This is a genomic window from Pseudomonas sp. GWSMS-1 (assembly GCF_049847425.1).
Lineage (GTDB): Bacteria > Pseudomonadota > Gammaproteobacteria > Pseudomonadales > Pseudomonadaceae > Aquipseudomonas.
This window is the reverse complement of record NZ_JBMHHV010000005.1, coordinates 1179950-1202246: the sequence shown is the minus strand read 5'-3', so window position 1 is coordinate 1202246 and position 22297 is coordinate 1179950. Positions and strand designations below refer to the sequence as shown.

Below are 22297 nucleotides of genomic sequence, written 5' to 3'. Positions count from 1 at the left end.
CAGGCCCTTTTGCATGTGCGCAAGCCACTCAGGCCTGGCTCATATGCCGCTCTATCAATTCTTGGCGTTGCTTGGCCTCGACGGACAAGGCTGTGGTGGGGCTCAGCAACAGCCGTTGTAGACCGATTGGTTCGCCGGTCTCGTCACACCAACCATAACTGCCATCGTCGATCCGCACCAAAGCTTGCTGGAATGCGGGAAGCATCCTGCGGTCGCGATCAATCAGGTGCAGCAGCGTCATGCGCTCCTCTTCGACAGAGGCAGCATCGGCCACATCAATCGGTCGTTCCAGCTCGGCCAGACCTGCCCTGCCGCTCTCGACACGCTCGTTGCATGCGTCCAACTGGGCGAGCAACAGTGCCTTGAAAAAAGCCAATTGGGCGTCATTCATGTAATCGGACTCAGCGGCCGCAAGTAATTCATCTCGTGTCATGCCATGCATCCTCTTCACCCATCTGCTCCGCTTTCTGGATAGCTGAGCTCACACTCATCTCGCCGCTCCAGCGCCTCAAGGGCCAATTATCCAACATTGATCGTCATCGGAGCCAGCCTGAAAGCCCTGCATGCAGCCACGGCTGCCGTCCTTTATCCGTCCCAAGCCTGCGTGAATGACTGCCTGGCCGATTGCGCCGAGCGCGGGGTCAGCCCGCAGAAGTCGGCGTCCGGCAAGATAATGCTGCGCATTCGCCCTGCAGTGCACGCTGCCGCCACCCAGCCCAACCAACAGCGGCGTCAGGTTGCTCAGACGCCCTCGACCAGATGACATACGCCGTTCTTGGACTCCAGGGTGACGACGATCGCCCGCAGCAAGCAAGGCCGTTTTCGCCCTTTCCTTAAACCGACATCCTCATATCCACTTTTCCCCGGGACAGCCATTAGCGCCCGGTTAGATCCTGCTCCCGGGTCACCTTTGACCGTTCTGGAGCCTGGATCATGTTCGAACACCTGCGCTGCATGCCCTGGGTTGCCGCTCTACCGAGCGGGCAGACCTGCAACACCGCTGTGCGAGTCATTATCGACCGGCATCCCGACGTGCGGATGGCGCTTGATCGCACCGGCCAGCAGCGGGAGCGCCAGCCATGATCGGCCAGGCGAAACTGCGCCCCTTGGCTCTGGCCATGCTGCTGGCATCCGGCCCGAGCGTGGCGCTGGATACCGGCAGCATCGCTGCCAGCGTGCTATCGCCGAGCTGCCTCGAGTACCGGGTTGTCGGTATCTGCTTCTGGCTGCACTGCACTGCCTCCGGCTGCTCGGTGCGCACCTCGACCAAGGTGCGGCATTTCATCCCCGAACTGGTGGTGTCGAGCTACGCCACCACGGGCAACAACCCCTGGTCTGACATGGCGCCGCTCTCCTCACCGATCATCGGTGCGGAAGGCGGCGGTAACCTGATCACGCCAAACACACGGCGCGACAACCTGCCCCGCTTCAAGAACGTCGACGCCATCGGCCACCCCGGCGGCTGGGCGGCGACGCAACTGGCTGCGCAATCCGGCTATGCCTGTGCCAGCGGCGCGACCGCGCTCATGCCCTATTTCCTGAGCACCCTGGATACGCTGGCCTGGCGCTATGGCATCCCGGAGAGTGTCTATCCCGAGTCCGTCACCCTGGGGCTTCGCGAAATCGGCAGCCAGGCCTCTGCCAACATGTGGGGCAATGTCTACCCGCGGCAGGGCTTTGTGGTCCAGCCTGACGACTTCAAAGCCGCCGCGGTGATGGCGCAGCGGGCTGGCGACGTCACCACCCGCAACGGCCAGCCGCATGTGTATTGGCCGCTCACCCCGGCGTCACGCGACGGCTACTGGCCGCCCGGACCGATCGTCGAAAACGATGGCTCGACCCATAAGTGGCAGTTGCTCTACCCCCAACGCCAGAACACCTGCGCAATCTTCCCGAGCGATACGCTGCAGAGCGCGGATGGCGGCTACGCCTGGTCGTTGTGGCGCCCCTACAGCTGCTGCAAACGCGAAGGCCAGACCTTCCTGTTCAGCCTCGACTTCGCAGGTAACGCCCCATGAGTCGTTCACCTGCACGGCCTCGTCCTGGCCCACTGCTTTTCAGCGCCTGCGTGTTGCTGAGCGCAGCGCTGCACACCGGCGCCGCCGAAGACGATTACCGGCTGGGTAACCAGGGCCAAGTGCTCGACGACCGGGTGATGTACAGCATCGGCGGCGGCTCGGCGGTGGGCTCGCCCAGCTCGCTCTATCGGCCCAGCGGTATCGGTGTGGGGTTGTCCTGGCGCGCCAATATGATGTGCGGAAACATGGACCTCGCCACCACCCTGCAGAACCAGCTGAACGGGGCCACCGACGGTTTCCAGCGGATAATGGGCGAGATCGTGCAAAACGCCACCCAGGCGGTGATGTCGCTGCCTGCGCTGATCATCCAGCGCGCCAATCCCGGCCTCTACGAACTGCTCAGTAATGGCGTGATGCAGGGCCGTATCGACTTCGATCGTTCCAAGCTCACTTGCCAGGCCATGGCCGAGAAGATGGCGGACAGGGTCGGTCAAGCCGGCTGGGGCGCCCTGGCCAGGAACCAGGAGATGCAGGGCAACCTGGAGCAAGCGGGTGGCGACGCGGTCACCGCGGTGAAGAACACCGAGACCAATAACGGTAACAACGGCGTGTCCTGGGTCGGCGGCCAGAATGCCGGCGGGGACGGTCAGGTGCCGATCCGGGTGACGTCCGACGTGGTACGCGCGGGCTACAACCTGCTGCACAACCGGCCGGTGGATAATCCCGCCGCGATCGACGACAGCGGCTGCCAAGGCGGCGCCATCTGCCGCGCCTGGCCCTCGCCCCAGGCCGTGTCCGAATGGGCCGTGCGGGTGCTGGGCGAGACCGAGGTGGCGACCTGCGACACCTGCGAAACCCTGCGTGCAACCGCCGGCAGCGGGCTGACGCCGCTGATCCAGGAAACCTACAGCGACCACCTGAAGGCACTGCACGATCTGCTGTCGGGCGCGGCATCACCGACTGCGGAGAACCTGGGCAAAGCCTCCAGTCCCATGCTGCCGGTGACGCGTGGGGTGATCGAAGCGCTGCGTGACGACCCCGACCAGGATCTGCTGGCGCGGCGGCTGGCCAGCGAGACGGCCCTGTCCAGCGTCCTTGACAAGGCGCTCCTGCTGCTGCGCACCCTGCTGGCGGGCAGCCACGAACCCAACGTCGCCTCCGCCGAGCCGGCACAGACCGCCTTGGCGAAAAACATCGACGCCCTGGAGCGCGAAATCCGCCTGCTGCAAACCGAACTGCAGGTCCGCCAGATGTTGGCCACCAATACCGCCAGCCTGGTGCTCGACCGGCACGCCGGTGGGGCCGAGGCATCCCGTACCGTCGAACAAGGCGACCCCGAACCTGGTCGCCTCAACGACGCCGACGCCCGACAGGAGTGAGCCCATGCAACGCTCGCTAACCGCCACACTGCTCTCCGGGTTGGGAATTGCCGCGCTAATGGTCCTGGCGGCGGTTATCACCCTACGGGTCGGCAGCGCACTGCTGGGCAGCTTCGAGGCCTGGCAGCAGGCGTTCGAGTCCGCCCAACCCTATCTACGGCTGTGGCGCGCGCTGCTCTACGCTGCCCTCCTCGCGCTCTGGCTGGATCTGCTGCGGCGCCACCGGGAGAGTCCCCCTGCGCGGCTGCGGGTGACGCGTATCGGGATCATGGGGCTCGTGCTCTTCACCGGCGTCGAACTCACCCGCTTGTGAGGCCACCCCCATGCTCATGAGCACCAACAGCTACCTGGAGTTCTACCTCTCCCTGCTGGCCTGGATCATCAACAACGGCATCTGGAACATCCTGTCCGATACCGGCCTGTTCGCCGCGCCCTTCGCCGCGATTATCCTGCAGGAATGGTTGTCAGCCCGTCAGCAAGGTGCGGACGAAGGCAACAAGGGACTGCTCTCGGTGCCACGGATCGAAAACCGATTGTGGCTGGCCTATATCGTGCTGCTATTCGGCTGCATGCCGATCTTCCCGCTGACCCTGGCCGCGATGGCTTTCGACGATGCGGCCAGCCAACGCTGCGGGGTCAGTGTGACCACGCCGGCAGAAACGGCTTGGGCCGCCACCTTCAACACCATCGGCGAGCAATCCGCCAACGTGCCGGTCTGGTGGTTCCTGGTACATGCCCTGAGCAAGGGCGTGACGGCGGCCGCCACCGCGGCGATTCCCTGCACGCCGGATATTCGGCAGATGCGCATGGAGATCGACAGCTCGCGCATCGACAGCCAGGTGCTGCTGCAGGAGGTCGCCGACTTCACCCGCGACTGCTACGGCTATTCCCGCTCGCGGTTGTTCACCAACCGCCCGGTGCTGGACAAGGCGCAGAGTCATGACACGTCCTGGATCGGCTCGCGCTATTTCCTCGATACGCCCGGCTACTACGATACGGACCGCTCACGCACGCCGCGGGTGAGCTGGCCTTACGACGAAAGCCGCGATGTCTCCCTGCCGCGCCTCGACAATGGCGCGGGGTATCCGAGCTGTCGGCAGTGGTGGAACGACAGCGGAGTCGGATTGCGCGAGCGCCTGCTCCAGCAGCTCGACGCATCGTTGTTGGATCGCCTGAAAAGCTGGCTAACGGGCCGCTCCGCCAGCGAAATCGAGGATGCGACGCTGCGCGAACTGGTCAGCCCCCGTCAGCAGTCGATGACCATGGCGCCAGGACAGATCTACCAGGAGTATGGTTCCAGCGCCCGCGGCAGCTCGATCATGCACGGCCTCAACAACCTGGCGACCAACACCGGCCTGGCCCTGGGCACCCTCAGCAACTTCCCTGCCCTCAACGCGCTGCGTACCGCACTGCCAATGGTGCAGGCCTTTCTGATCATGGGCGTGATCATCAGCCTGCCGTTGATCCTGCTGATCAGCACCTACCAGTTAAAGACGGTCATGACCCTGACCTTCGCCCTGTTCACCTTGCACATGCTGACCTTTTGGTGGGAGCTGGCGCGCTGGGTGGACTCGAGCATGCTCGATACCCTGTACCACCAGGTAGCGACCGCCGATCGTCTTATCCTTACGCTGCCTACAGCCGGCTTTTCAGGTGGAACGGTGACGGCGCAGGTGATCGAATATGTGATGGGCGCGATGTTCCTCGTGCTGCCGATGCTGTTTCTGGCGGCGATGAGCTGGGCGGGATACTCCGTAGGCAACGGAATTCAGGGCATGCTGGGCAATGGAGGTAAAGCGGCAAGTGAATCAGCTGGCAAAGGTGCAGGGCAAATACTGGGTTCAGCTAAAGGCTCAACTCGATGACTTGCTGCCACCGATGTAGTGGCCCTTGTCATCGAAATCGCCAATGTAGAGATCAGCTCCCAAATAATCTGGCCCAGAGTCCTCCTCTTCAACATCAACGCCTATAAACGCCCTGAGCTGTAGAAGAGCGATAACGGCCAGCATCGCCACCACGGAAGCGACCAACCAGAAGCTGATGAAAAACAGCACACCCACCAAGGTCAGCTTGGCGATCAGAAAGCCGCCACGCACAAGCGGCTTTCCAACGGGCACGCCAGCAGCAGCCCGCTCAGCAAGGCGTAACTCGAACGCGTTTATCCGTCGATAACCGCGCTTCAATGCCATACCGCACGCATACGCCCAGCGGCTTGCGCGGGAGGCTGTTGCGGGACGGGTGACAGTCATGAAGCAACCTCTGGATTAGCATTTCAATGGTTACGTTCTAGCACAGCCTGGCCAGTGTTTATTGAGACTGATCTGGCCGTTCATCAGTTCATAGCGGCACTTTTCCGTCCCATCAGCTTGCTCTGGAACACAGTGGAAAAGCTCGATAACTCATAGCGCCCCCTCTGCTTGACACCCACCTACAGCGCCATTAATTAGTCAGTAGGGAACGCTGTCGCAGACAGCACCTGCCCAGGTAGCCGGGACCTTCGAGGCTACGCCACATCCGTGGTGGTTCTTGCCCAAGTGCGATCAGCGTTCGGAGGCTCGCACGGTCATCGCTTCGGCGGTGACGAACGCCCACTCCTCCACTCCAGGCGTACTCGGGCTTCGTTCGAAACGCCAACCCCTGCCAATTTTTCATCCGCCCCTGTGGGAAATAGCGTCCCGCAGAGGACCGGCTTTTTCCGCGCCTCGATATTGGAGGTTAGTCATGTCCGATCAATTCCCCCCACCCGTGCTCTGCATGAGCCTTCCGGTCACGTTCACCGAGGCGGCCTGGCAAGAATCGGTCTTGCTCAACCCCGCCGTCACCTCGGCACAGCCGCTGGAAAATCGGCTGGGTTATGTACTGCGTGCGGCCCTTGAAGCCTTCCTGAGCTATCCACGCGAGCCCCATGTGGACTTCCAGATGGTCCAGATCGCTCCGGAGGGACACCCGCAGAACGGCCAGTGGTCGCAACTGCGCCTCAGCCTGGTCCAGGAACCAGATCAACCTGTCGCCCTGCTGATTTCCCTACACCGGGAGCACCAGGACTAGACATCTAGCCGGAGCCACCAGGGCTCGTCCCTGCATCCGGCCAACCTACACATTCAACACACCACCCAGCGGGGAACCCTCCCCCGCTGGGCTGGCGTTCCTCGCGTCATTCATGAGGAGAACGCCATGCACGACATCTACCAAGACGTCACCGACAAGATCATTGCGGCCCTGGATCAAGGGGTCGTGCCCTGGATCAAGCCCTGGTCCTCAACCGGCTCTTCGGGCCCCAGCCCCCAGCCCTACCCCATCAATGCAATCACTCGCCGTCCTTACTCCGGCATCAACCTGCCATTACTCTGGGCTGCAGCCGGGATGCAGGGGTTCAGCCAGGATCGCTGGCTCACCTTCAACCAGGCCAAGAAAGCCGGCGGCCATATCCGCAAAGGCGAACGCAGCACCTTGGCAGTTCTCTACAAGCCCATGGAGCGTCAAGAGCAGGACGAGTCAGGCCGGGTCGTGCTCGACGAGAGCGGCAATGCCAAGGTCGTGCGCTTCGCCATCCTGCGGACGCACTTTCTGTTCAATATCGAGCAGACAGAAGGCGTCGAATCGTTCGACGAAGCACCGACCGAAGCAGACTCAGGGCTATCCTTTCAGGCCAACGCCTGTGCGGAACACCTGCTACTGAGTTCGGGTGCCAGAATCGTGCACCAGCCCGCCGATATGGCCTTCTACCATCCGACTCTGGACTTCATCCAACTGCCGACCAAAGCGCAATTCCACGACGAAAGCGGCTACTACGCCACCGCCCTGCACGAACTGACCCACTGGAGCGGTCATTACTCGAGACTACAACGCGAAGGGATAACCTCGCCGTCCCCGTTCGGCTCTGCCAGCTATGCCTTCGAGGAACTGGTCGCGGAAATGGGCGCCGCTTTCCTCTGCGCCCAGGCCGGCATTCAGGGGGAGTTGCGGCACGAGGATTATCTCGACTTCTGGCTGGCCCTGCTCAAGGCCGACAAACGCGCGATCTTCCGCGCCAGCGGCCAGGCCCGGGAAGCCTCGGAGTATGTGCTTGGTTTGGCGCGGGCACTGGACGAAGTCGCGGATGATCAGGCCAGCACCGACGACAAGGATGCGGCTCTTGTCATGGTCATATAACAGGCAACTAAACAAGGCCCGGCGAAAGCTGGGCCTTGTTCTTTGTACGCAATTGCACTGACATGACCACCAGCAGAGGTAAGCCAAAGCCAGCAATTCGTGACAGGCAGAAAGCGGCCAAAAGCGGACCACAGGCTCGGATGTCGGGGGAAGCTCTCCTGATGAGCGCACGCAGCAGTGCGGACATCCAAGCCCCAACGAAATGGGCAGCACTTGCCGCCCATTTCTCCGCCCTCATAATCGCCTTAAGCAATCGCTGACCTTGCGCGCATGTCAGCGACCAACACGGCACGCGCCGCAGCCAATCGCTTGAGCATGTTGCGCAGCGGCACGCAATCAAGGTACGAACCCATCAATAGAAACTGCACACGTTCAATCGCCGCCAGCTGATCCTCCGCGGTCTCGAACTGCGCAAAATCATTTCCGCTGTAGTAGGCATCCCCCTCATCTCGAGTGGGTTTACGGCTGTATCGGGAGTTCTCTGCGTACATCCAATCTTCAAGCTCCGAGCGGATGACACCGAGTTTTTCATAGGTTGCGTAGGGAATGCCTGACGCATTCAGCCGCTGCAAGGTTTCACCCAACTCAACATGATTAGACAGGCTCTTAGCTTGGTCAGGGCGCCAATTCGGCTTGAATCCAGGGCGCTGCGTGTACTGAATCGCGTTCTTGCTCCAGGCATGGGTGGTCCCTGGGCGAGGCTTACGCTTGATGCCTGCAGCCTGACGCGCCGGGCTTACGAACTGCAATCTGTAGTCGTCAGTGCTGCCTTGCCAATCGTCCATGCTTTGCGGAATCAGTTTTGGCATGGACTCGATCACTGTCACCACTTCCTCCAGCAATTCCTTATCGACACTGATCAGGTGGGGAACCGCCTCACCCGGAACATAGAGTCCGCCCCATGCCGGCCGCAACAAATGCAGTCCGTTGCGCTCCAACCAGGCGCAGCGACGTTCCACCACGTCCGGCTTTGCGACATGGGCATAGGGCTCGTCCAGAACTACCCACTGCCCCGACGGAGACAGCCAGCGCGACATATGATCGTGTTGAGGTAAATCCTCAACGACCTGCATTTTTTCCGCTGGACCCTAGTCGTCGCCGGACGCATGCCGGTAGCTTCCATGAACTGTAGCGTCAGCGCCGCCCGATACAGCAGTTCGCGTGCCCGCGCTTGTGAATCCACATTCGGGCGCATCTCCAGGTGGTCATCGAACTCGATGAAGAACGCTTCGAGATTACGTGCCGAGCCACACTGATGTCTCTGCAGAATCGACAGTAACGGTTTGGGCAGCTCGATCTGTAGCGTTTCCAACCCAGCAGTCATCGACTTCGTCGACGCATCACGCCAATATGCGGACAGATAGATGCTGAAGGAACTCCGCAGCGACTGATCGTTCGCGCTCACGCGCTCCAAGGCATGTCGGGCATGGTGAAAGTTCTGATAGCCGCAGGTTTGAGCAACGCGATCGAGAGCTTGGGTATGGGGGATTTCATTTAGCCGGCCGATGGCTTTAGCCAATCGTTTGATGCCGGACAGAGTTGAGGGCAGAGCGGAATTCGAATGGTGGCGCATGGTGTTTCTCCTCGCCCCCATATGCACACGCCACCCGCCTACGATGCTAAGGAGCCACGAAAAAAACCTTGGCCTTGAGCTGATATCACCGAGGGTAGTGCCGTTTCCAGCTGTCACTGACGGGTGAGGTGCGCATACCCAGCGCATCAACAATCTAGCAACGAGTCAGGGCCAATGCAAGGCCAAGCATAGCGACGGCCAAAGCCAGGCCGTCGCTAACCGGCCAAAAGCTGCCTGTTCGTAACGGGAGAAAGCTTCTGGAATGGGGTGCATAAACGCCTATGCTTACGCACTCGCGCTATAGGTACTACGACATGCCCTCGATTCATACCCTGAACGCTCGCGGTAATGTTCTGCTCCCTGTAATGCGTGAGTGCTTCTCCCTCAGCGATGCAAGCACCTTTGCTGAGATCCAAAAATTCCATGGCGATTGCGTCGGTATCCTTAAAGCCAAGGGTATCGACTACGCCCTGCTCAGGACAGCCCTGACCCCGCAACCAACGAAGCACGAGGCTGCGTTCCTTTTCGATACGGGTCTTTGTGCCCAGAGCTTCGTGCCAGGAGTGGGGTGCTCCGAAGCACTCTTTAGCGCGCTGGATACCCAAACGACGCACAGCATCCTGGGAGGGGAGCTTTTCGGCTCGAGCGATATGCTTGCGCGCAGGCTGCTGGATCCCGCGGTCGTCAGCACAAAACCGAGTTTTCGTCTGCCCGATACGTGCTTCGTCTTGTACGTGAACAATCTGTCCGAAGGTGCTGTTGCTGCCGTCCACTCTCAACTCCAGCAGCTTCGAGCCTACGTAGGCTACTTGCCGTGCACTTACTCAAGCGCAGCCAAAACATTCACCTCGCTGAATCTGATGAACTATGTAATCAAGCATGGCGATACAGTCATAATGGGGCACGAAGATGATCGACCGAACACGCAGGATTTCAACCTCCACCAGCATGACTACGTGAAACAGGGTTTCCGACTCAGGAGCCTTCAGTCGATCTACTTCGGCACATTCCTTTCGTACAAACCTGAGCGCCTGCTGCTCGATGTCACCGACGATGACCTGGAGATCGCGGTAAGGGCCATGTCCCCTGCTGTAGCACCGCTGGCAGAGTTCACGGTCCTGATTGAGGATGCCAAGTTCCATAAGTACCTGCAGATCACGAAGCTAGGAAAGCTGCAAAAGGCCGGCTTGGCAGAGCTGACCAAGGCCGAGCTTGAAGCCGCGATCCGAAGCAAGCTGCGAATGAACTATCTGTACAACCTCGATTGGGTGAGTCAACCGACCCACCAGCTCAGCAAGTTCAACATCCTGCTTGAGTTCCCGCGAATCGGTGGCCACCCGGAGCGAGTAGTTGTAGCCCTAGAGTATCGCCCGGTCGACCGCATCCTTCGCCTCGTCACCATTACCTGACTACCCCAAGCCTTCAGAACACGGTCCACAAGCGAAAGCCACCTCCTGACTGCCTGGATTTTGTTGGTCGAAGGTAAAAACACCAAATTGGAATGCACCGGACCAGCGGTATGCATAGGATCTTAAGTAGGCGATTTGCCTAGACCTCAACGGAACTGTCGAACCTATGCTGAAGAACGCTTTGCTGCTCGCTGCTATCGCGCTATCGCTTCCTGCCCATGCGGCCCAACCAACCAATGTCATCTTCGACTGGAAGCTTTTCCACAATGGAGAGCTGGTTGATGGGCAGCCTCCCATCACAAAGTTGCTGGACGGCGGCCCATATCCGTACAGAGGCCTGTCCGCACACCGCTACAACAAAAGCACTGTGCATGACGGCAACAAGGTTAAGACGGTCGCTGGGTACATCAATACCGGTGTTGAGTTCACGCTCAAACCCAGCTGGCAGAATGGCGTGGCATTCGACTACGACATTCGCCAGCACCACTTGAATGGCTTCACCAGGCTGCCCGGAAGCTTGCCCATTGAGAAACCAGATCAGCATACCTACGAGGCACGGGGCTCCTTGCCCCCCTTGGCTGTCGGTGAAACAGCGGTTATCCGACTGGCATGCGATCCGGACATCCCCGTCGAGCAATGCCTCTACCATTTAGAACTCAAGGTTTTCCAGGTTAACTAAACCTGGGCTCTCCCAAGGCCCCGGCGATCCATGACCTACTGCGTGGGTCGCCGGGGCGGGAGAATAGGGAGGCATATGGATGGTGAAGAAAGGGCCAGGTACCTACAGGCCTCGGATTTTTTTATTTACAGGTACCGACGAGAGAGTCGCTGCGCATTAGTTTTGGCGCATCTTCCACGGGTAGGTAACTCGAACAATGGGCACCCCATCTCAAGCCGTTCTAGTCTGCGAAGCGATTCTTCGATCGGATTTGGAGTACAACCAGGCGCACAAAATCTGGCCAAGCGTAAACCGGGTTATTGAGCTCATGCTCGCTCGGCGGAATGAATTGAGCGACGCATACGAGGAACTCCACGCGTCGCTATATCACCGCCATCGAGCCCTGGAGGCGTTCTTCGACGTATTCACCTCGACGCCCATGGCGTGGAGCCCTGAGAAACTCAACAAAGCCCGTCAGGCGCGAAAAGAGCTCACCGACATCAACATGCGGATCGCCGCAGTAGCAGAGGATCTCGCCGAACTGCTCGCCCGACGCGACGAATTTAAGGAAACCTCCAGTTTCAGTTGCGACACCTTCCACCACGCCCTCGATCCTGTGGAGGTTGCGGCCGAGTCAGAGGCAATTCACCTTTTCGAGTGGCATGTAAAAGAGCGCCTGGACTCTCTGAAGGGCCAGTACGACCTGAAATACTGGCCAACACTGAGCGCCGTCGTTCAGGCCATTGGTGAAGATGCCCAAAACGTAGAAATCTATGCGCGGGATCCTGCCACTGCGTCGGCCACGGAAAGTCGCCGCCCAGGTCTGTCCGACTTCCTGAAGGCATACTTCGCTCGCATCAAAGACAACAGCATCAGCGCACACGGCTTCATTCCGAACGACTTCAGCTTGTCTGATAACACCCTGGCGTCGCTGGTCAACTGCGCCCTAGATCTTGATGTCGACAAGCTTATTGATGGCGATTTCGTTAAGCGCTTCCGGCAGCGCGAGCGCGACCGCTAAGAGGAAGTACCAGCTCAGAGCGAGTTTCTCAAAGCGCGTGGCCTAACCCCGCTTGAAGCTGCTGATGAGTGGCGGGATATTACTCACTTTAGGGCCGGAAACTTCCGCCTGCAGGACTAGCATTATCCATTTTATGGTGGATGTCTTAAGCTGCAGTGGGAGGGTAAAAGGCGAATAGCACCACCAAGGACGAACTGTGGCGAGTGGGCCATCACTAGCCCCAGTTTCATTTACGAAGTTATGGAGAACGCTGCTCGGTGAAAATCAGAAAAATTTCGATCAAGAACTTTCGTGGGGTGAAAGAGCTTGACTGGGCCCTTCCCGCATCCGACATCTTCTGCTTCATAGGGAAGGGCGACTCCTCCAAGTCGACGATCCTGGAGGCAATCCGATTTACGTTCTACCCCCAGTGGAATCTCACGCTCAGCGATTCTGACTTCTTTCAGTGCAAGGTCGAGAACACCATCACCATAGAAGTCACGATTGGCAATCTGGCTGAAGAGTTCTACTCACTACACAAGTACGGCCCCTACCTCCGCGGCTGGGACGGAGCTGCTCGGACTCTCGCGGACGAGCCGGACGACCATCTGGAGCATGTTCTGACCATACGGCTCACGGTCGAAAAGGACCTAGAACCGAAGTGGATCGTGGTCTGTGATCGGAGCCCAGAGGGAACACCGTTCAAGCAAGCTGACAGAAACAAAGTCAGTGTGGGCTTCATCGGTGCGTACAGTGAGAAGCAGCTGTCCTGGGCGAATGGAACTGCGCTGGCCAAAATCACGGAAGCACAGAGTTTGAATGAGCTGCTGGCGAATGTATCCAGAAACGCCAGGACATCGCTGGACACTGATCGTGATGTCAATCTTGCGAACTTCGATGCTGCTGCGGCGAAATCACAAGAGATGGCCAAGCTGCTCGGCGTACCTGTGGTGGATGCCTACAAAGCTCACCTTGACCTGAGCTCCATAAATCTGAAAGTGGGCGGGCTGTCGCTGCACGACGGCGATATGCCGCTACGTCAGCTGGGTCTTGGATCGCGCCGCATGCTTCTGTGTGGCATTCAGACTGTGGGGCTAGAAGAAGGCCACATCACCTTGTTTGATGAAGTGGAGTTTGGCCTGGAGCCACACCGGATCACCCGCCTCATTAAGCACGTGAGAGATGACGAACGAGGGCAGTATTTCCTCACGACCCACTCTCCAACCGTGCTGCGCGAACTCACCGTGAATGAGCTTCATATAGTTCACAACACCGACGGTGTGGTTCAGATCATTTCCGCTGCCAAAGACGGCCTCGAGGATCTCGAGGTTCAGGGGAAGATTCGGTTAAGCACCGATGCATTTCTGGCAAAGAAGGTGGTGGTTTGCGAAGGCGCAACAGAGGTCGGCTTCCTGAGAGGTTTTGACGACTTCCAGATGGCGAGCAAGAAGGATCCGTTGTCCTTCCACGGTGTTGCGCTGCTAGATGCAAAGGGAGGCAGCAAGGTAAAGGCACTTGCGAAGGCTTTCAAATCGCTTGGCTATGACGTAACGGTGCTCGCTGACGGGGACGCCGAAGATCAGTTCTCTCCAAAGGATGAGAAAGAGCTAGCGGATCTGAACATCCCGGTTCTGAAGTGGAGCGACAAGCTTTCACTGGAGGAGCGGGCCTTTCAGGATCTTCCGTGGCCAAGCGTGCTGGCTAGTCTAAAGCTCGCCCAAGACGAACTGAATTTCCCGGTGTACGACCACGTGCGTTGTAGGCTCCTGGCAGGACATTTAGACAAGGACACTGGCTCCTGGAAAGACAGTCCTGAGCTGCGTACCGCCATAGGTGTCGCGGCGAAGAAGTCCAGCTGGTTCAAGGACACCACCAGAGGTGACTTATGGTTTAAGGCGGTAAACCAAGCCTTCCTCGACGCTGATTTCGCCAAAAAGAACCTCGCACTTGAGCTTGGCAAGCTTTGGGCATGGGCAGAACATGTCTGAGGAGCTAGCAACCAAGCTCAGCAAGTGCCCAAACCGGGGTACGTTATTGCACCTGCCGGATACGGCAAGACGCACCTCATTGCGCTGGCAGTGCGGGCCGCTAGCGGCCGGCAACTGATCCTGACTCACACCTTTGCGGGCGTGAACTCGATAAAAACCAAGATGACATCTCTCGGTGTTCCCGCCTCCAATTATCAGGTGGATACGATTGCAAGCTGGGCGTTGCGCCTTTGCTTGGCCTATCCCAAAAGCTCCGGCTGGGCGACTGAAAATCCGATCAAGAAGCAGTGGAGCAAGCTCTATGAAAGCTGCTTGGGATTGCTGAAGAAGCAGTTCATTCGCCATGTCGTATCGGCCACTTACACGGGAGTCTATGTAGACGAGTACCAAGACTGCTCCGATTCGCAGCACTCGCTGGTCTGCGCCTTGGCAGATGTCTTTCCCTGCCGGATCCTGGGCGATCCCCTGCAGGCCATCTTCGACTTTGAGGATGGTAAACCTGTGGACTGGAAAGCAAGCGTGTATCCCACTTTCGACTGCCTGGGCGAGCTAGATACCCCTTGGCGCTGGAAGAAGGCTGAAGCTCATGAGCTGGGCGCTTGGCTGAAGGAGGCGCGGAAGAAGATTGAGCTGGGGCAGAAAATTGATCTAGTGGGTGGACTGCCACGCAGCGTGATCCGGGTTGAAACCGATCCCGCGTTCCTAGAGGCAAAACAGTACTCATCGCTCTACGGCCAACTAGGGCACAACGAGAGCGTGATTGCTCTGCACGGCGGGGACCCCAAGTCCAAGAGCAAGACCCACATTTTGGCCCGAAGCATGGCAGGTCGATTTTCTTCTATCGAGGAAGTTGAAGGCAAAGACCTTCACACATTCATCAAGAAGCTCGGAGCTGCGAAGACTACCCAAGCAGGATTCCTTCTAGTCTTGGATTTTGCGAAGAAATGTTTTACTGGCGTGACCAAGACTTTGACTGCTGGAACCCAGAGAGGCGAGGTCGCGAAACTCAGTAAAACCACAAAGTACCCCTTGGTCCTACATGCGGCGAATGACTACCTCAACAACCCATCAAGCAGTCACCTCAAGTCGTTTTTTCTGGCGTTGAAGTCAAATCCAGAAACATCGCCCTATCGCCGTGACCTCCTGTATCGCTTACTCAACGTGCTTAAGCTGCACATTGATGGAGAAGGAGCAACTCTCTCAGAGGCCGCAAACCTGTACCAGCGCGAGATGAGGCATACGGGGCGGCCTCTTAGCCACAGAAAGCTCATCGGGACAACACTGCTGGTCAAAGGCCTGGAATACGACCATGCCGTCGTCCTTGATGCAGACTCGCTTGACGCTAAGCATCTGTATGTCGCGATGACTCGTGGATCGAAGTCCCTCACCATCATCGGTACGGGTAGACACATTCCAGCAAAATGATCTGACGTCATAGACCCATAGGGCCGGGGACCTCCGGGACGCCAGTGAGACCCTTTCAGTCTTGAGCAAATCAGTCCGCTTTTGGCCGGTTTCTGCCTTTCGCTACACCTGGGTCGATCGGCCTTTTTGATGTCAAAGATGCAGCCATGATGGGCTGCTGTGATGCTTCCCGTTAGGGGATGGAGGTCAGAGGCTCTCAAGTTAGGGCTATTGAGGTATTGGCATCAATTGGCCATTATTCGGGCAGGTGCCGGGATTCAACGCTCAGGCACACCCGCTCGCTCGGTTACCGAGTGCCCTATCGCGCTACTTTATTCAAGGAAGAAAGCGCATGGACCTGCTCCTGTCCGTTGCACTTATCGTCGCCATATTATTGTGTGTGAGAGTCTACCTGTCTGCGAAGACAGCCCGTAAAGCCCACGCAGGTGAGCTTGCGCTGCGAAACCTGCGGATTCATGAACATGAGCAACTCATTGCTCAGCAAAGCTCGCAGATCAAGCTGCTGCAGCTGGAGTTATCCTTACTCTCCCAAGAACGGGATGGGTTGCTACAACGGGTCGAGGCGCTTAGTCGATACGCTCATATCATTGATGTTGAAGCGGCGGCCCAGACCATCATGGCCGATGCGGAGCTGTTGCTGGAAAAAGCGAGACTTGAAGCCAGCAACCTACGACAGGACGCGAATCAGAAAGCCAAGACGGCGTCTGAAGAAGCCGCGCGACGAATAGGCGTAGCCGGGCAGGAAGCTGACAAGATTATTGCCGCTGCCCAGCAGCGTGCTGACGAAATTGCAGGCGACGCCTACACGGCCATGAGCCGTGCAAAAGAGTTCGCCAATACGGTTCAGGCGATGAAGAACATCATCGACGGCTATGGCGATGCCTACATCGTACCTACCTACAACTTACTCGATGATTTGGCCGATGAGTTTAGCTTTACTGAGGCTGGGCAGAAGCTGAAAGATGCCCGCGATACCAGTCGCATGATGGTTAAAAGTGGTATGGCTGCTAACTGCGATTATGTTGAGGCGAACCGCAAGGAGACGGCCATTCGCTTCGTGACTGACGCCTTCAACGGCAAGGTCGACTCGATCCTTTCACGCAGCAAAACCGACAACCACGGCAAGTTAGAACAAGAGATCCGAGATGCCTTCGCGCTGGTTAACCATAACGGTGCAGCCTTTCGCAGTGCGCGGATTACAGACAGCTATCTAGCCGTGCGTCTTGAAGAGTTGAAGTGGGCGGTAACCGCCAAGGCACTCAAGGACGAAGAGAAGGAAGAACAGCGCCGACTACGCGAACAGATCCGCGAAGAAGAAAAAGCACGCCGCGAGTACGAGCGGGCGATCAAGGATGCGTCGAAGGAAGAAGACACCCTGCGCAAGGCCATGGAAAAAATACAACGGCAAGTGGATGTCGCCAGCGAAGCGCAGCGGGCCGAGTTCGAGGCCAAGTTGTTTGAGTTGGAGTCTAAGCTGCGTGCGGCTGAGGAGAAAAATCAGCACGCCCTTTCCATGGCCCAGCAGACACGCTCTGGCCATGTCTATGTGATCTCGAATATCGGTTCATTTGGTGAGGAAGTGTTCAAAATCGGCATGACCCGACGATTGGAACCGCAGGATCGTATTCGTGAGCTGGGCGACGCCAGTGTGCCGTTCGAGTTCGATGTGCACGCCATGATCTTCAGTGATGACGCACCGGGCCTGGAGAAAAGCCTGCACCGTCACTTCCTTCGCCAACAGGTCAACAAGGTGAACCCGCGTAAGGAGTTCTTCCGTTTGGGCCTGGAAGATATTCGCCAGGAGTTGAATACCCTCGGGGTTGAGACGCATTGGACGATGACGGCGCGGGCTCACGAATACCGGGAGAGCCTGCGCATTGAGCAGCAGATAGTCGAGAACCCTAACGTCGAGCGCGAATGGACGCGGCACCAGCTGGAAGTCGAAGCCGAGATCGAAGAAGAGGAAGTCGAGGTAAGTATTTGAATCAAGCGGCTAATGGAGAGCGACAATGAATATGGATATCACAGCGATTGAGAGGCATCTCCGACTGTTCGGACTACCGACGTTTATTACGCTCATGGGGATCGCCGGCATGGTGCTTTTATCTGAGCCTGCTGAAGCAGTAAGTATTGCCTCTTCTGCGTTTTCTCCTGTGGCAAACGTGTTATTCCCTGTTAGCGCAGCTCTGGCTTTCACCGGTTTGGTCTGGTTGAGTTGGAGCCTTTGGCAGCTCTACCGCTGGAAAAATGGCAATTTGGTTGGTGAATGCCATAACTGCGGCGGAGTTATGTCCCACAAAGACGGGCGCTATGGCACATACAGGGTGTGCAAAATGTGTGGGGCTAAGCGCGAGGGCTAGGGCTAGGGCTAGCGCTGAGTGTTGATGCCGATGCCGATGCACTTTTGACCCATATACCGACGCTGGACTGACCCAGCCTTGCGGGCTGAAATGCGAGATGCCGCAACGAGTTAGGCGCTCGAAACTGGATCAATGAAATTCCAGCATGTTGGGCAAAAATGCATCGACGGCAACAGGCCAATCAACCGCTGGCCACTGTTTACGTGTTCAAGGATGCCCTGAAAGAGACCCGGTATGCGCCCAGCGTACGAGAAGGCCAGCAACGCTGGAGAACCTGGTTACGCGATAACTGGGCACCGCTACAACGCTTTGCCCGAAACCTCAGGCGCTACGTCTGATGCATCCTCGCCAGCGCCCGCTTCCACATTCATACCAGCCTGCTGGAAGGGGTGAACAACCGCATCAAGGTAATCAAGCACATGGCCTATGGCTTCACGGACTCGGATTACCTCTTCCTGAAAATCAAGGCCGCCTTCCCCCGGGAAAGCACGTTGAACCTTAAAATTGGCTTTGGCGTTGCAGTTAGTCCTCCACTACGGCAACGAACACCACCATTGCTGACTATGGCTATGCGAACCATTGGAATGCAGCTGAATCTAGCCTATTTTATTTTCCGCAGACGACGGGCGAACAGCCCTGCCAGTACTTTTGCTGAAGTTCCCAGTGGGACGCCGCGCAAGCTCAAGATGCCGAGTGACATGGGTGGCGGTAAGGGCGTGACGGCAAACTGCTGTAGCCCGGCACCAAACAAGGAGTCACTGAGCAGGGCTGTTGGGCCAAAGCCTATGTAATCGGTGCGGCGCATCAGCTCCAGCATCAGGGTCAGCGAGGCGCAGCGCAGCATGTTGGTTGGTGCGTCGATGCCGTTGGCGGCTAGCCAGCGCAGGAGATGATTGCCCAGACTCCCGTCAGATAGGTTAAGCACCCAGCTCGCATCCTTCAATTCTGCCCAGGTCTGCGCGTTCGCCAGCGGGTGGCCGTGGCGGCCGGTAGGCGCTGCATAAACCTCGGTCAATAGCTCAAAACTCACTTCATAGGGTAGGTCCTCTGGGTTGCCAGTACGATCGCGAAATCTAGCCGGCCTTCCAGGAGGCGGGGATGGCGTGCGTTAACAAGCCTTCCTCGAGACTCAGCGCGGCGTCGGGTTGAATGCTGCGAAATTCAGTCAGTACCGGTAACAGGATAGTCGCCGCGACCAGCGGCGTCAGGGCGATGGAGATGCGGGCACCGGCACCGCCACGCAACAGCCGAATCTCATCACGGGCCTTTTCCAGCGTCGCATGCGCAAGGCGGGCGCGCACCAGCAAGGCGTTACCTGCGGACGTGAACTCGATGCCCTTGTAGCTGCGCATCAGCAGTTCCGCGCCGACGTCATCCTCGAGCTCGCGCAGCGCTTTGGTAAGCGCGCTCTGGCTGAGGTTCATGGTTCGTGCCGCCGCGCGGATCGAACCGGATTCGGCGACCTGGATCAGGGCTTTGAGCTGATGGTCTTTCATGGCGTTCAGTGATTCCCTTTGGTTGTCACCTGAGAAAAAGTAATGCCTTCCCATGAGCACTGCAAGTTTTATGATCCAGCCTATGAATACATCCGATCAGTTTTCTCCCGACGAAACCGCCATGACGTCCTGGCGGCATACTATCCACCTGCATCCCGAGCTTGGCTTCAACGAGTTCGCGACCAGTCGGTTGGTGTCCGAGTGCCTTGCCCAATGGGGCTTTGAGGTGCACGGTGGCATTGCGACCACCGGTGTTGTCGGCACCTTGCGCTGGGGCGAGGGCGGGCCGCGGTTGGCCTGCGCGCCGACATGGACGCGCTGCCAATTGAGGAACTGACCGGCCTCCATGGGCGAGCCGCACGCCAGGGCAGATGCATGCCTGTGGCCATGATGGTCACACCGCCATGCTGCTGGGCGCCGCGCAAGTGTTCGGTCGCATGCATCGCGAAGGGTGCCTGCCGGGCAGCGGCACCTTGAACCTGATTTTTCAGCCGGCCGAAGAGCTTGGCGGTGGCGGCGGAGCCCGACGCATGCTCGACGAGGGGCTGCTAGAGCGCTTTCCCTGCGATTGCGGCCTTCGCTATGCACAATTATCCAGGCATCCCGACGGGCCATTTCCACTTTCGTGCAGGGCCTTCATGGCCTCATCCGACCGGGTGCTGATTCGCTTCAACGGCAAGGGCGGGCAGGTGCATTTCCGCACCTTGCCGTGGATCCGATGCTGCCCGCGGCAGCGACCGTGCTCGCGTTACAGACGATCGTCGGGCGCAACATTGACCCGAACGACGCTGCGGTAATCAGCGTGGGCCGCATTGAGGCGGGCAAAACCTACAACGTGATCCCTGAGTCGGCCGAGATGGAGTTGAGCGTACGCGCCCTGCGCCCCGAGGTGCGCGATCTACTCGAGGCGCGCATCCATGCGCTGGTCGAAGGTCAGGCGACAGCCTTTGGCGTTGGCTGCCAGGTGCAGTACGAGCGCGGTTATCCAGTGCTGGTCAATAGCGTCGAGCAAACGCGCCTGGCGGTCGAGGTCGCACGCGAACTGGTCGGCGATGCACGGGTCGTGGGTGATGCACTGCCGTTGAGCGGTAGCGAAGATTTTGCCTTTATCTTGCAGCAGGTGCCGGGTTGTTACCTGCTCATAGGCAATGGCGACAGCGGGTTTGCGGTGGCGAGCACCTGCTCGGCCCCTGCAGTGTGCAAACCCCCATTACGACTTCAATGATGCCTGTCTGGCTCCTGGCGCGGCCTTCTGGGTGGCACTGGCGGAGCGATTTTTCGGCAAATAAGTTCTTTTCGTCACACGCATTTATAACAACAAACTCTATTGTGGAGATGACAGCATGAGCAAGCAGCACGCAGCACCGCCCAAACATCAGGTTATCGCGGCCGTTATCGGTAACGCGCTGGAGTGGTACGACTTCATCGTCTTCGGTTTTCTCGCCGTCATCATTTCGCGTCTGTTCTTTCCCAGCGAAAGTGAATACAGCTCGCTGCTCATGGCCACAGCGACATTCGGCGTTGGTTTCTTCATGCGCCCGGTTGGCGGCATTCTGCTCGGCATCTACGCCGACCGCCGGGGGCGCAAAGCCGCTGCAGCTGATCATCAGCATGATGACAGTGTCCATCGCGATGATCGCATTCGCTCCGCCTTACGCTGCGATCGGTATCGCCGCGCCTTTGCTGATCGTGCTTGCGCGATTGCTGCAAGGGTTTGCGACTGGTGGCGAATTCGCCAGTGCCACCTCCTTCCTGATCGAGAGCGCGCCGCCTAATCGCCGCGGGTTGTATGGTTCGTGGCAGATGTTTGGTCAGGGCTTGGCGGTGTTCTGCGGTGCTGGGGTGACCGCCCTTGTGACTAACGGCCTGTCACCAGAGGCGCTTGACTCCTGGGGCTGGCGCATTCCTTTCATTATTGGCCTGATCATCGTCCGGTTGGCTTGTGGATGCGTCGTCACCTGTCGGAAACCAGCGCCTTCCTCGAGGCCCAACAAGCGCCCAAGGAAAAACGTTCGCTGGCGCGCATGCTGCGTAACCATATGCGTGAGGTAATTACCGTGATGGCGCTCACCGTGTGCGGTACCGTCGGCTTTTACGTGATTCTTGTCTACATGCCGACCTTCGCCAATCGGCAACTGAATTTGCCGCTGACCGACGCCTTTACCGCCCAGGTGATTGCCGTCGCGCTGATGACACTATTGATGCCGGTGTTCGGCGCACTGTCTGACCGCGTTGGCCGCAAGTTACTGATCATCGCCGCCACGGCCGGACTGCTCATCGTCTTGTATCCACTGTTCAGTTGGGTGCATGCGGCGCCGTCCTTCGCTCGACTGATGACCATGCAAGTGGTGCTGTGCACCCTGTTAGCGGTTTTTTTCGGGCCGTTCTCTGCCGCAGTGGCCGAGCAATTCCCGCCGGCGTACGCTCCACGGGGCTGGCGCTCGCCTACAACTTGGCGGTTATGATTTTCGGCGGTTTCGCCCAGTTCATCGTGACCTGGCTGATTCATACGACCGGCATGGCCATTGCTCCGGTGTTCTACGTGATGTTTGCTGTGACCCTGGGCTTGATCGCAGGCTTCTTCCTGATCGATCGTACTCACGATATCAACCTTGATGTCGTCGATGATGAAGGTCCCGATAACCCTGCGCTACAGGCCGAGACCCGACCAGCCGTGCGGCTATTCAGGGGCTGTAGACCAATCCCACAGCAATGGCGGCTTGATCGCTAGTTGCCATTCTTAGGCTGGGCTGATCGCCCGCCCAGCCGCTATTGAACTGTCACATGGCGCTGCTTCGCGCAGTTGCCCGATTCTAATAATTTAATCTCGAGAATAACA

The 22297-nt window shown here is 58.4% G+C and carries 22 protein-coding genes and 3 pseudogenes; 19 read left to right on the top strand and 6 right to left on the bottom strand.

Annotated elements, in window-relative coordinates:
• Nucleotides 1-28: 28 nt before the first annotated feature.
• Nucleotides 29-433, bottom strand: coding sequence for a TraR/DksA family transcriptional regulator (locus ACEPAJ_RS09220; protein ID WP_425914595.1), 405 nt, complete (start codon nucleotides 431-433; stop codon nucleotides 29-31).
• Nucleotides 434-529: 96 nt separating this feature from the next.
• Between ACEPAJ_RS09220 and ACEPAJ_RS09215 the strand changes: the two genes are divergently transcribed.
• The 6 genes from ACEPAJ_RS09215 to ACEPAJ_RS09190 all read left to right on the top strand — a co-directional run bounded on the left by ACEPAJ_RS09215 (nucleotide 530) and on the right by ACEPAJ_RS09190 (nucleotide 5262).
• Entirely contained in the window at nucleotides 530-763 is a 234-nt protein-coding gene (locus ACEPAJ_RS09215; protein WP_425914594.1) for a toxin-antitoxin system HicB family antitoxin, read from the top strand.
• A 170-nt stretch (nucleotides 764-933) separates the two neighbouring features.
• A complete protein-coding gene (locus tag ACEPAJ_RS09210; RefSeq protein ID WP_425914593.1) occupies nucleotides 934-1083 on the top strand; it encodes a hypothetical protein in 150 nt (49 codons plus the stop codon).
• Between the two features lie 35 nt (nucleotides 1084-1118).
• On the top strand, nucleotides 1119-2018 hold the full coding sequence (locus ACEPAJ_RS09205) for a TIGR03756 family integrating conjugative element protein (protein ID WP_425917985.1): 900 nt from the start codon (nucleotides 1119-1121) through the stop codon (nucleotides 2016-2018).
• Nucleotides 2015-3397, top strand: a complete 1383-nt coding sequence (locus ACEPAJ_RS09200; protein ID WP_425914592.1) for an integrating conjugative element protein — start codon at nucleotides 2015-2017, stop codon at nucleotides 3395-3397. The genes ACEPAJ_RS09205 and ACEPAJ_RS09200 overlap by 4 nt, the downstream gene beginning before the upstream one ends.
• Nucleotides 3398-3401: 4 nt before the next feature.
• The gene (locus tag ACEPAJ_RS09195; RefSeq protein WP_425914591.1) at nucleotides 3402-3710 is read left to right on the top strand and encodes a hypothetical protein; all 309 of its coding nucleotides are present in this window, start codon (nucleotides 3402-3404) and stop codon (nucleotides 3708-3710) included.
• A gap of 10 nt (nucleotides 3711-3720) precedes the next feature.
• Entirely contained in the window at nucleotides 3721-5262 is a 1542-nt protein-coding gene (locus ACEPAJ_RS09190; protein WP_425914590.1) for a conjugal transfer protein TraG N-terminal domain-containing protein, read from the top strand.
• Here the strand turns inward: ACEPAJ_RS09190 and ACEPAJ_RS09185 are convergent.
• A complete protein-coding gene (locus tag ACEPAJ_RS09185) occupies nucleotides 5251-5646 on the bottom strand; it encodes a DUF3742 family protein (RefSeq protein WP_425914589.1) in 396 nt (131 codons plus the stop codon). The two genes, ACEPAJ_RS09190 and ACEPAJ_RS09185, sit on opposite strands and share 12 nt — an antisense overlap.
• Before the next feature lie 505 nt (nucleotides 5647-6151).
• On the opposite strand from ACEPAJ_RS09185, the gene ACEPAJ_RS09180 reads away from it, so the two are divergent.
• Together ACEPAJ_RS09180 and ACEPAJ_RS09175 are read left to right on the top strand one after the other, a co-directional pair.
• A complete protein-coding gene (locus ACEPAJ_RS09180) occupies nucleotides 6152-6445 on the top strand; it encodes a hypothetical protein (protein WP_425914588.1) in 294 nt (97 codons plus the stop codon).
• Between the two features lie 126 nt (nucleotides 6446-6571).
• The gene (locus ACEPAJ_RS09175; protein WP_425914587.1) at nucleotides 6572-7549 is read left to right on the top strand and encodes an ArdC family protein; all 978 of its coding nucleotides are present in this window, start codon (nucleotides 6572-6574) and stop codon (nucleotides 7547-7549) included.
• Nucleotides 7550-7794: 245 nt separating this feature from the next.
• Here ACEPAJ_RS09175 and ACEPAJ_RS09170 read toward each other — a convergent pair whose 3' ends face one another.
• Together ACEPAJ_RS09170 and ACEPAJ_RS09165 are read right to left on the bottom strand one after the other, a co-directional pair.
• Nucleotides 7795-8586, bottom strand: a complete 792-nt coding sequence (locus ACEPAJ_RS09170; RefSeq protein ID WP_425914586.1) for a DUF5623 domain-containing protein — start codon at nucleotides 8584-8586, stop codon at nucleotides 7795-7797.
• Nucleotides 8550-9122: a hypothetical protein gene (locus ACEPAJ_RS09165; RefSeq protein ID WP_425914585.1), complete on the bottom strand. Its 573-nt coding sequence runs from the start codon at nucleotides 9120-9122 to the stop codon at nucleotides 8550-8552. Before ACEPAJ_RS09165 ends, ACEPAJ_RS09170 begins: the two co-directional genes overlap by 37 nt.
• A gap of 314 nt (nucleotides 9123-9436) precedes the next feature.
• Here ACEPAJ_RS09165 and ACEPAJ_RS09160 point away from each other — a divergent pair, with 314 nt between their 5' ends.
• From ACEPAJ_RS09160 to ACEPAJ_RS09125, 8 genes and pseudogenes are all read left to right on the top strand, one after another.
• Complete coding sequence (locus ACEPAJ_RS09160) at nucleotides 9437-10531, top strand: hypothetical protein (protein ID WP_425914584.1); 1095 nt, start codon at nucleotides 9437-9439, stop codon at nucleotides 10529-10531.
• 166 nt (nucleotides 10532-10697) lie between these two features.
• Nucleotides 10698-11210 (top strand): hypothetical protein, encoded by a 513-nt coding sequence (locus ACEPAJ_RS09155; protein WP_425914583.1) that lies wholly within the window; start codon nucleotides 10698-10700, stop codon nucleotides 11208-11210.
• 196 nt (nucleotides 11211-11406) lie between these two features.
• Nucleotides 11407-12210, top strand: coding sequence for a hypothetical protein (locus ACEPAJ_RS09150; protein WP_425914582.1), 804 nt, complete (start codon nucleotides 11407-11409; stop codon nucleotides 12208-12210).
• 257 nt (nucleotides 12211-12467) lie between these two features.
• Nucleotides 12468-14177, top strand: coding sequence for an ATP-dependent nuclease (locus ACEPAJ_RS09145; protein WP_425914581.1), 1710 nt, complete (start codon nucleotides 12468-12470; stop codon nucleotides 14175-14177).
• Nucleotides 14178-14201: 24 nt separating this feature from the next.
• Nucleotides 14202-15602 (top strand): UvrD-helicase domain-containing protein, encoded by a 1401-nt coding sequence (locus tag ACEPAJ_RS09140; RefSeq protein ID WP_425914580.1) that lies wholly within the window; start codon nucleotides 14202-14204, stop codon nucleotides 15600-15602.
• Nucleotides 15603-15933: 331 nt separating this feature from the next.
• Entirely contained in the window at nucleotides 15934-17586 is a 1653-nt protein-coding gene (locus ACEPAJ_RS09135; RefSeq protein WP_425914579.1) for a DUF4041 domain-containing protein, read from the top strand.
• A 25-nt stretch (nucleotides 17587-17611) separates the two neighbouring features.
• Entirely contained in the window at nucleotides 17612-17962 is a 351-nt protein-coding gene (locus ACEPAJ_RS09130; RefSeq protein WP_425914578.1) for a hypothetical protein, read from the top strand.
• A gap of 173 nt (nucleotides 17963-18135) precedes the next feature.
• Nucleotides 18136-18441, top strand: a pseudogene (locus ACEPAJ_RS09125) (transposase); the annotation flags it as partial.
• Nucleotides 18442-18563: 122 nt separating this feature from the next.
• On the opposite strand, the gene ACEPAJ_RS09120 reads toward ACEPAJ_RS09125, so the two are convergent.
• Both ACEPAJ_RS09120 and ACEPAJ_RS09115 read right to left on the bottom strand, forming a co-directional pair.
• A complete protein-coding gene (locus ACEPAJ_RS09120) occupies nucleotides 18564-18992 on the bottom strand; it encodes a LysR substrate-binding domain-containing protein (protein ID WP_425914577.1) in 429 nt (142 codons plus the stop codon).
• 43 nt (nucleotides 18993-19035) lie between these two features.
• Nucleotides 19036-19458, bottom strand: a complete 423-nt coding sequence (locus tag ACEPAJ_RS09115; RefSeq protein ID WP_425914576.1) for a LysR family transcriptional regulator — start codon at nucleotides 19456-19458, stop codon at nucleotides 19036-19038.
• An 82-nt stretch (nucleotides 19459-19540) separates the two neighbouring features.
• Between ACEPAJ_RS09115 and ACEPAJ_RS09110 the strand changes: the two are divergent.
• The 3 genes and pseudogenes from ACEPAJ_RS09110 to ACEPAJ_RS09100 all read left to right on the top strand — a co-directional run bounded on the left by ACEPAJ_RS09110 (nucleotide 19541) and on the right by ACEPAJ_RS09100 (nucleotide 22189).
• Nucleotides 19541-20747, top strand: a pseudogene (locus ACEPAJ_RS09110) (M20 aminoacylase family protein).
• A 190-nt stretch (nucleotides 20748-20937) separates the two neighbouring features.
• Nucleotides 20938-21923, top strand: a pseudogene (locus ACEPAJ_RS09105) (MFS transporter).
• Nucleotides 21911-22189, top strand: a complete 279-nt coding sequence (locus ACEPAJ_RS09100) for a hypothetical protein (protein WP_425914575.1) — start codon at nucleotides 21911-21913, stop codon at nucleotides 22187-22189. The pseudogene ACEPAJ_RS09105 and the gene ACEPAJ_RS09100 overlap by 13 nt, the downstream one beginning before the upstream one ends.
• The last annotated feature ends 108 nt before the right edge of the window (nucleotides 22190-22297 follow it).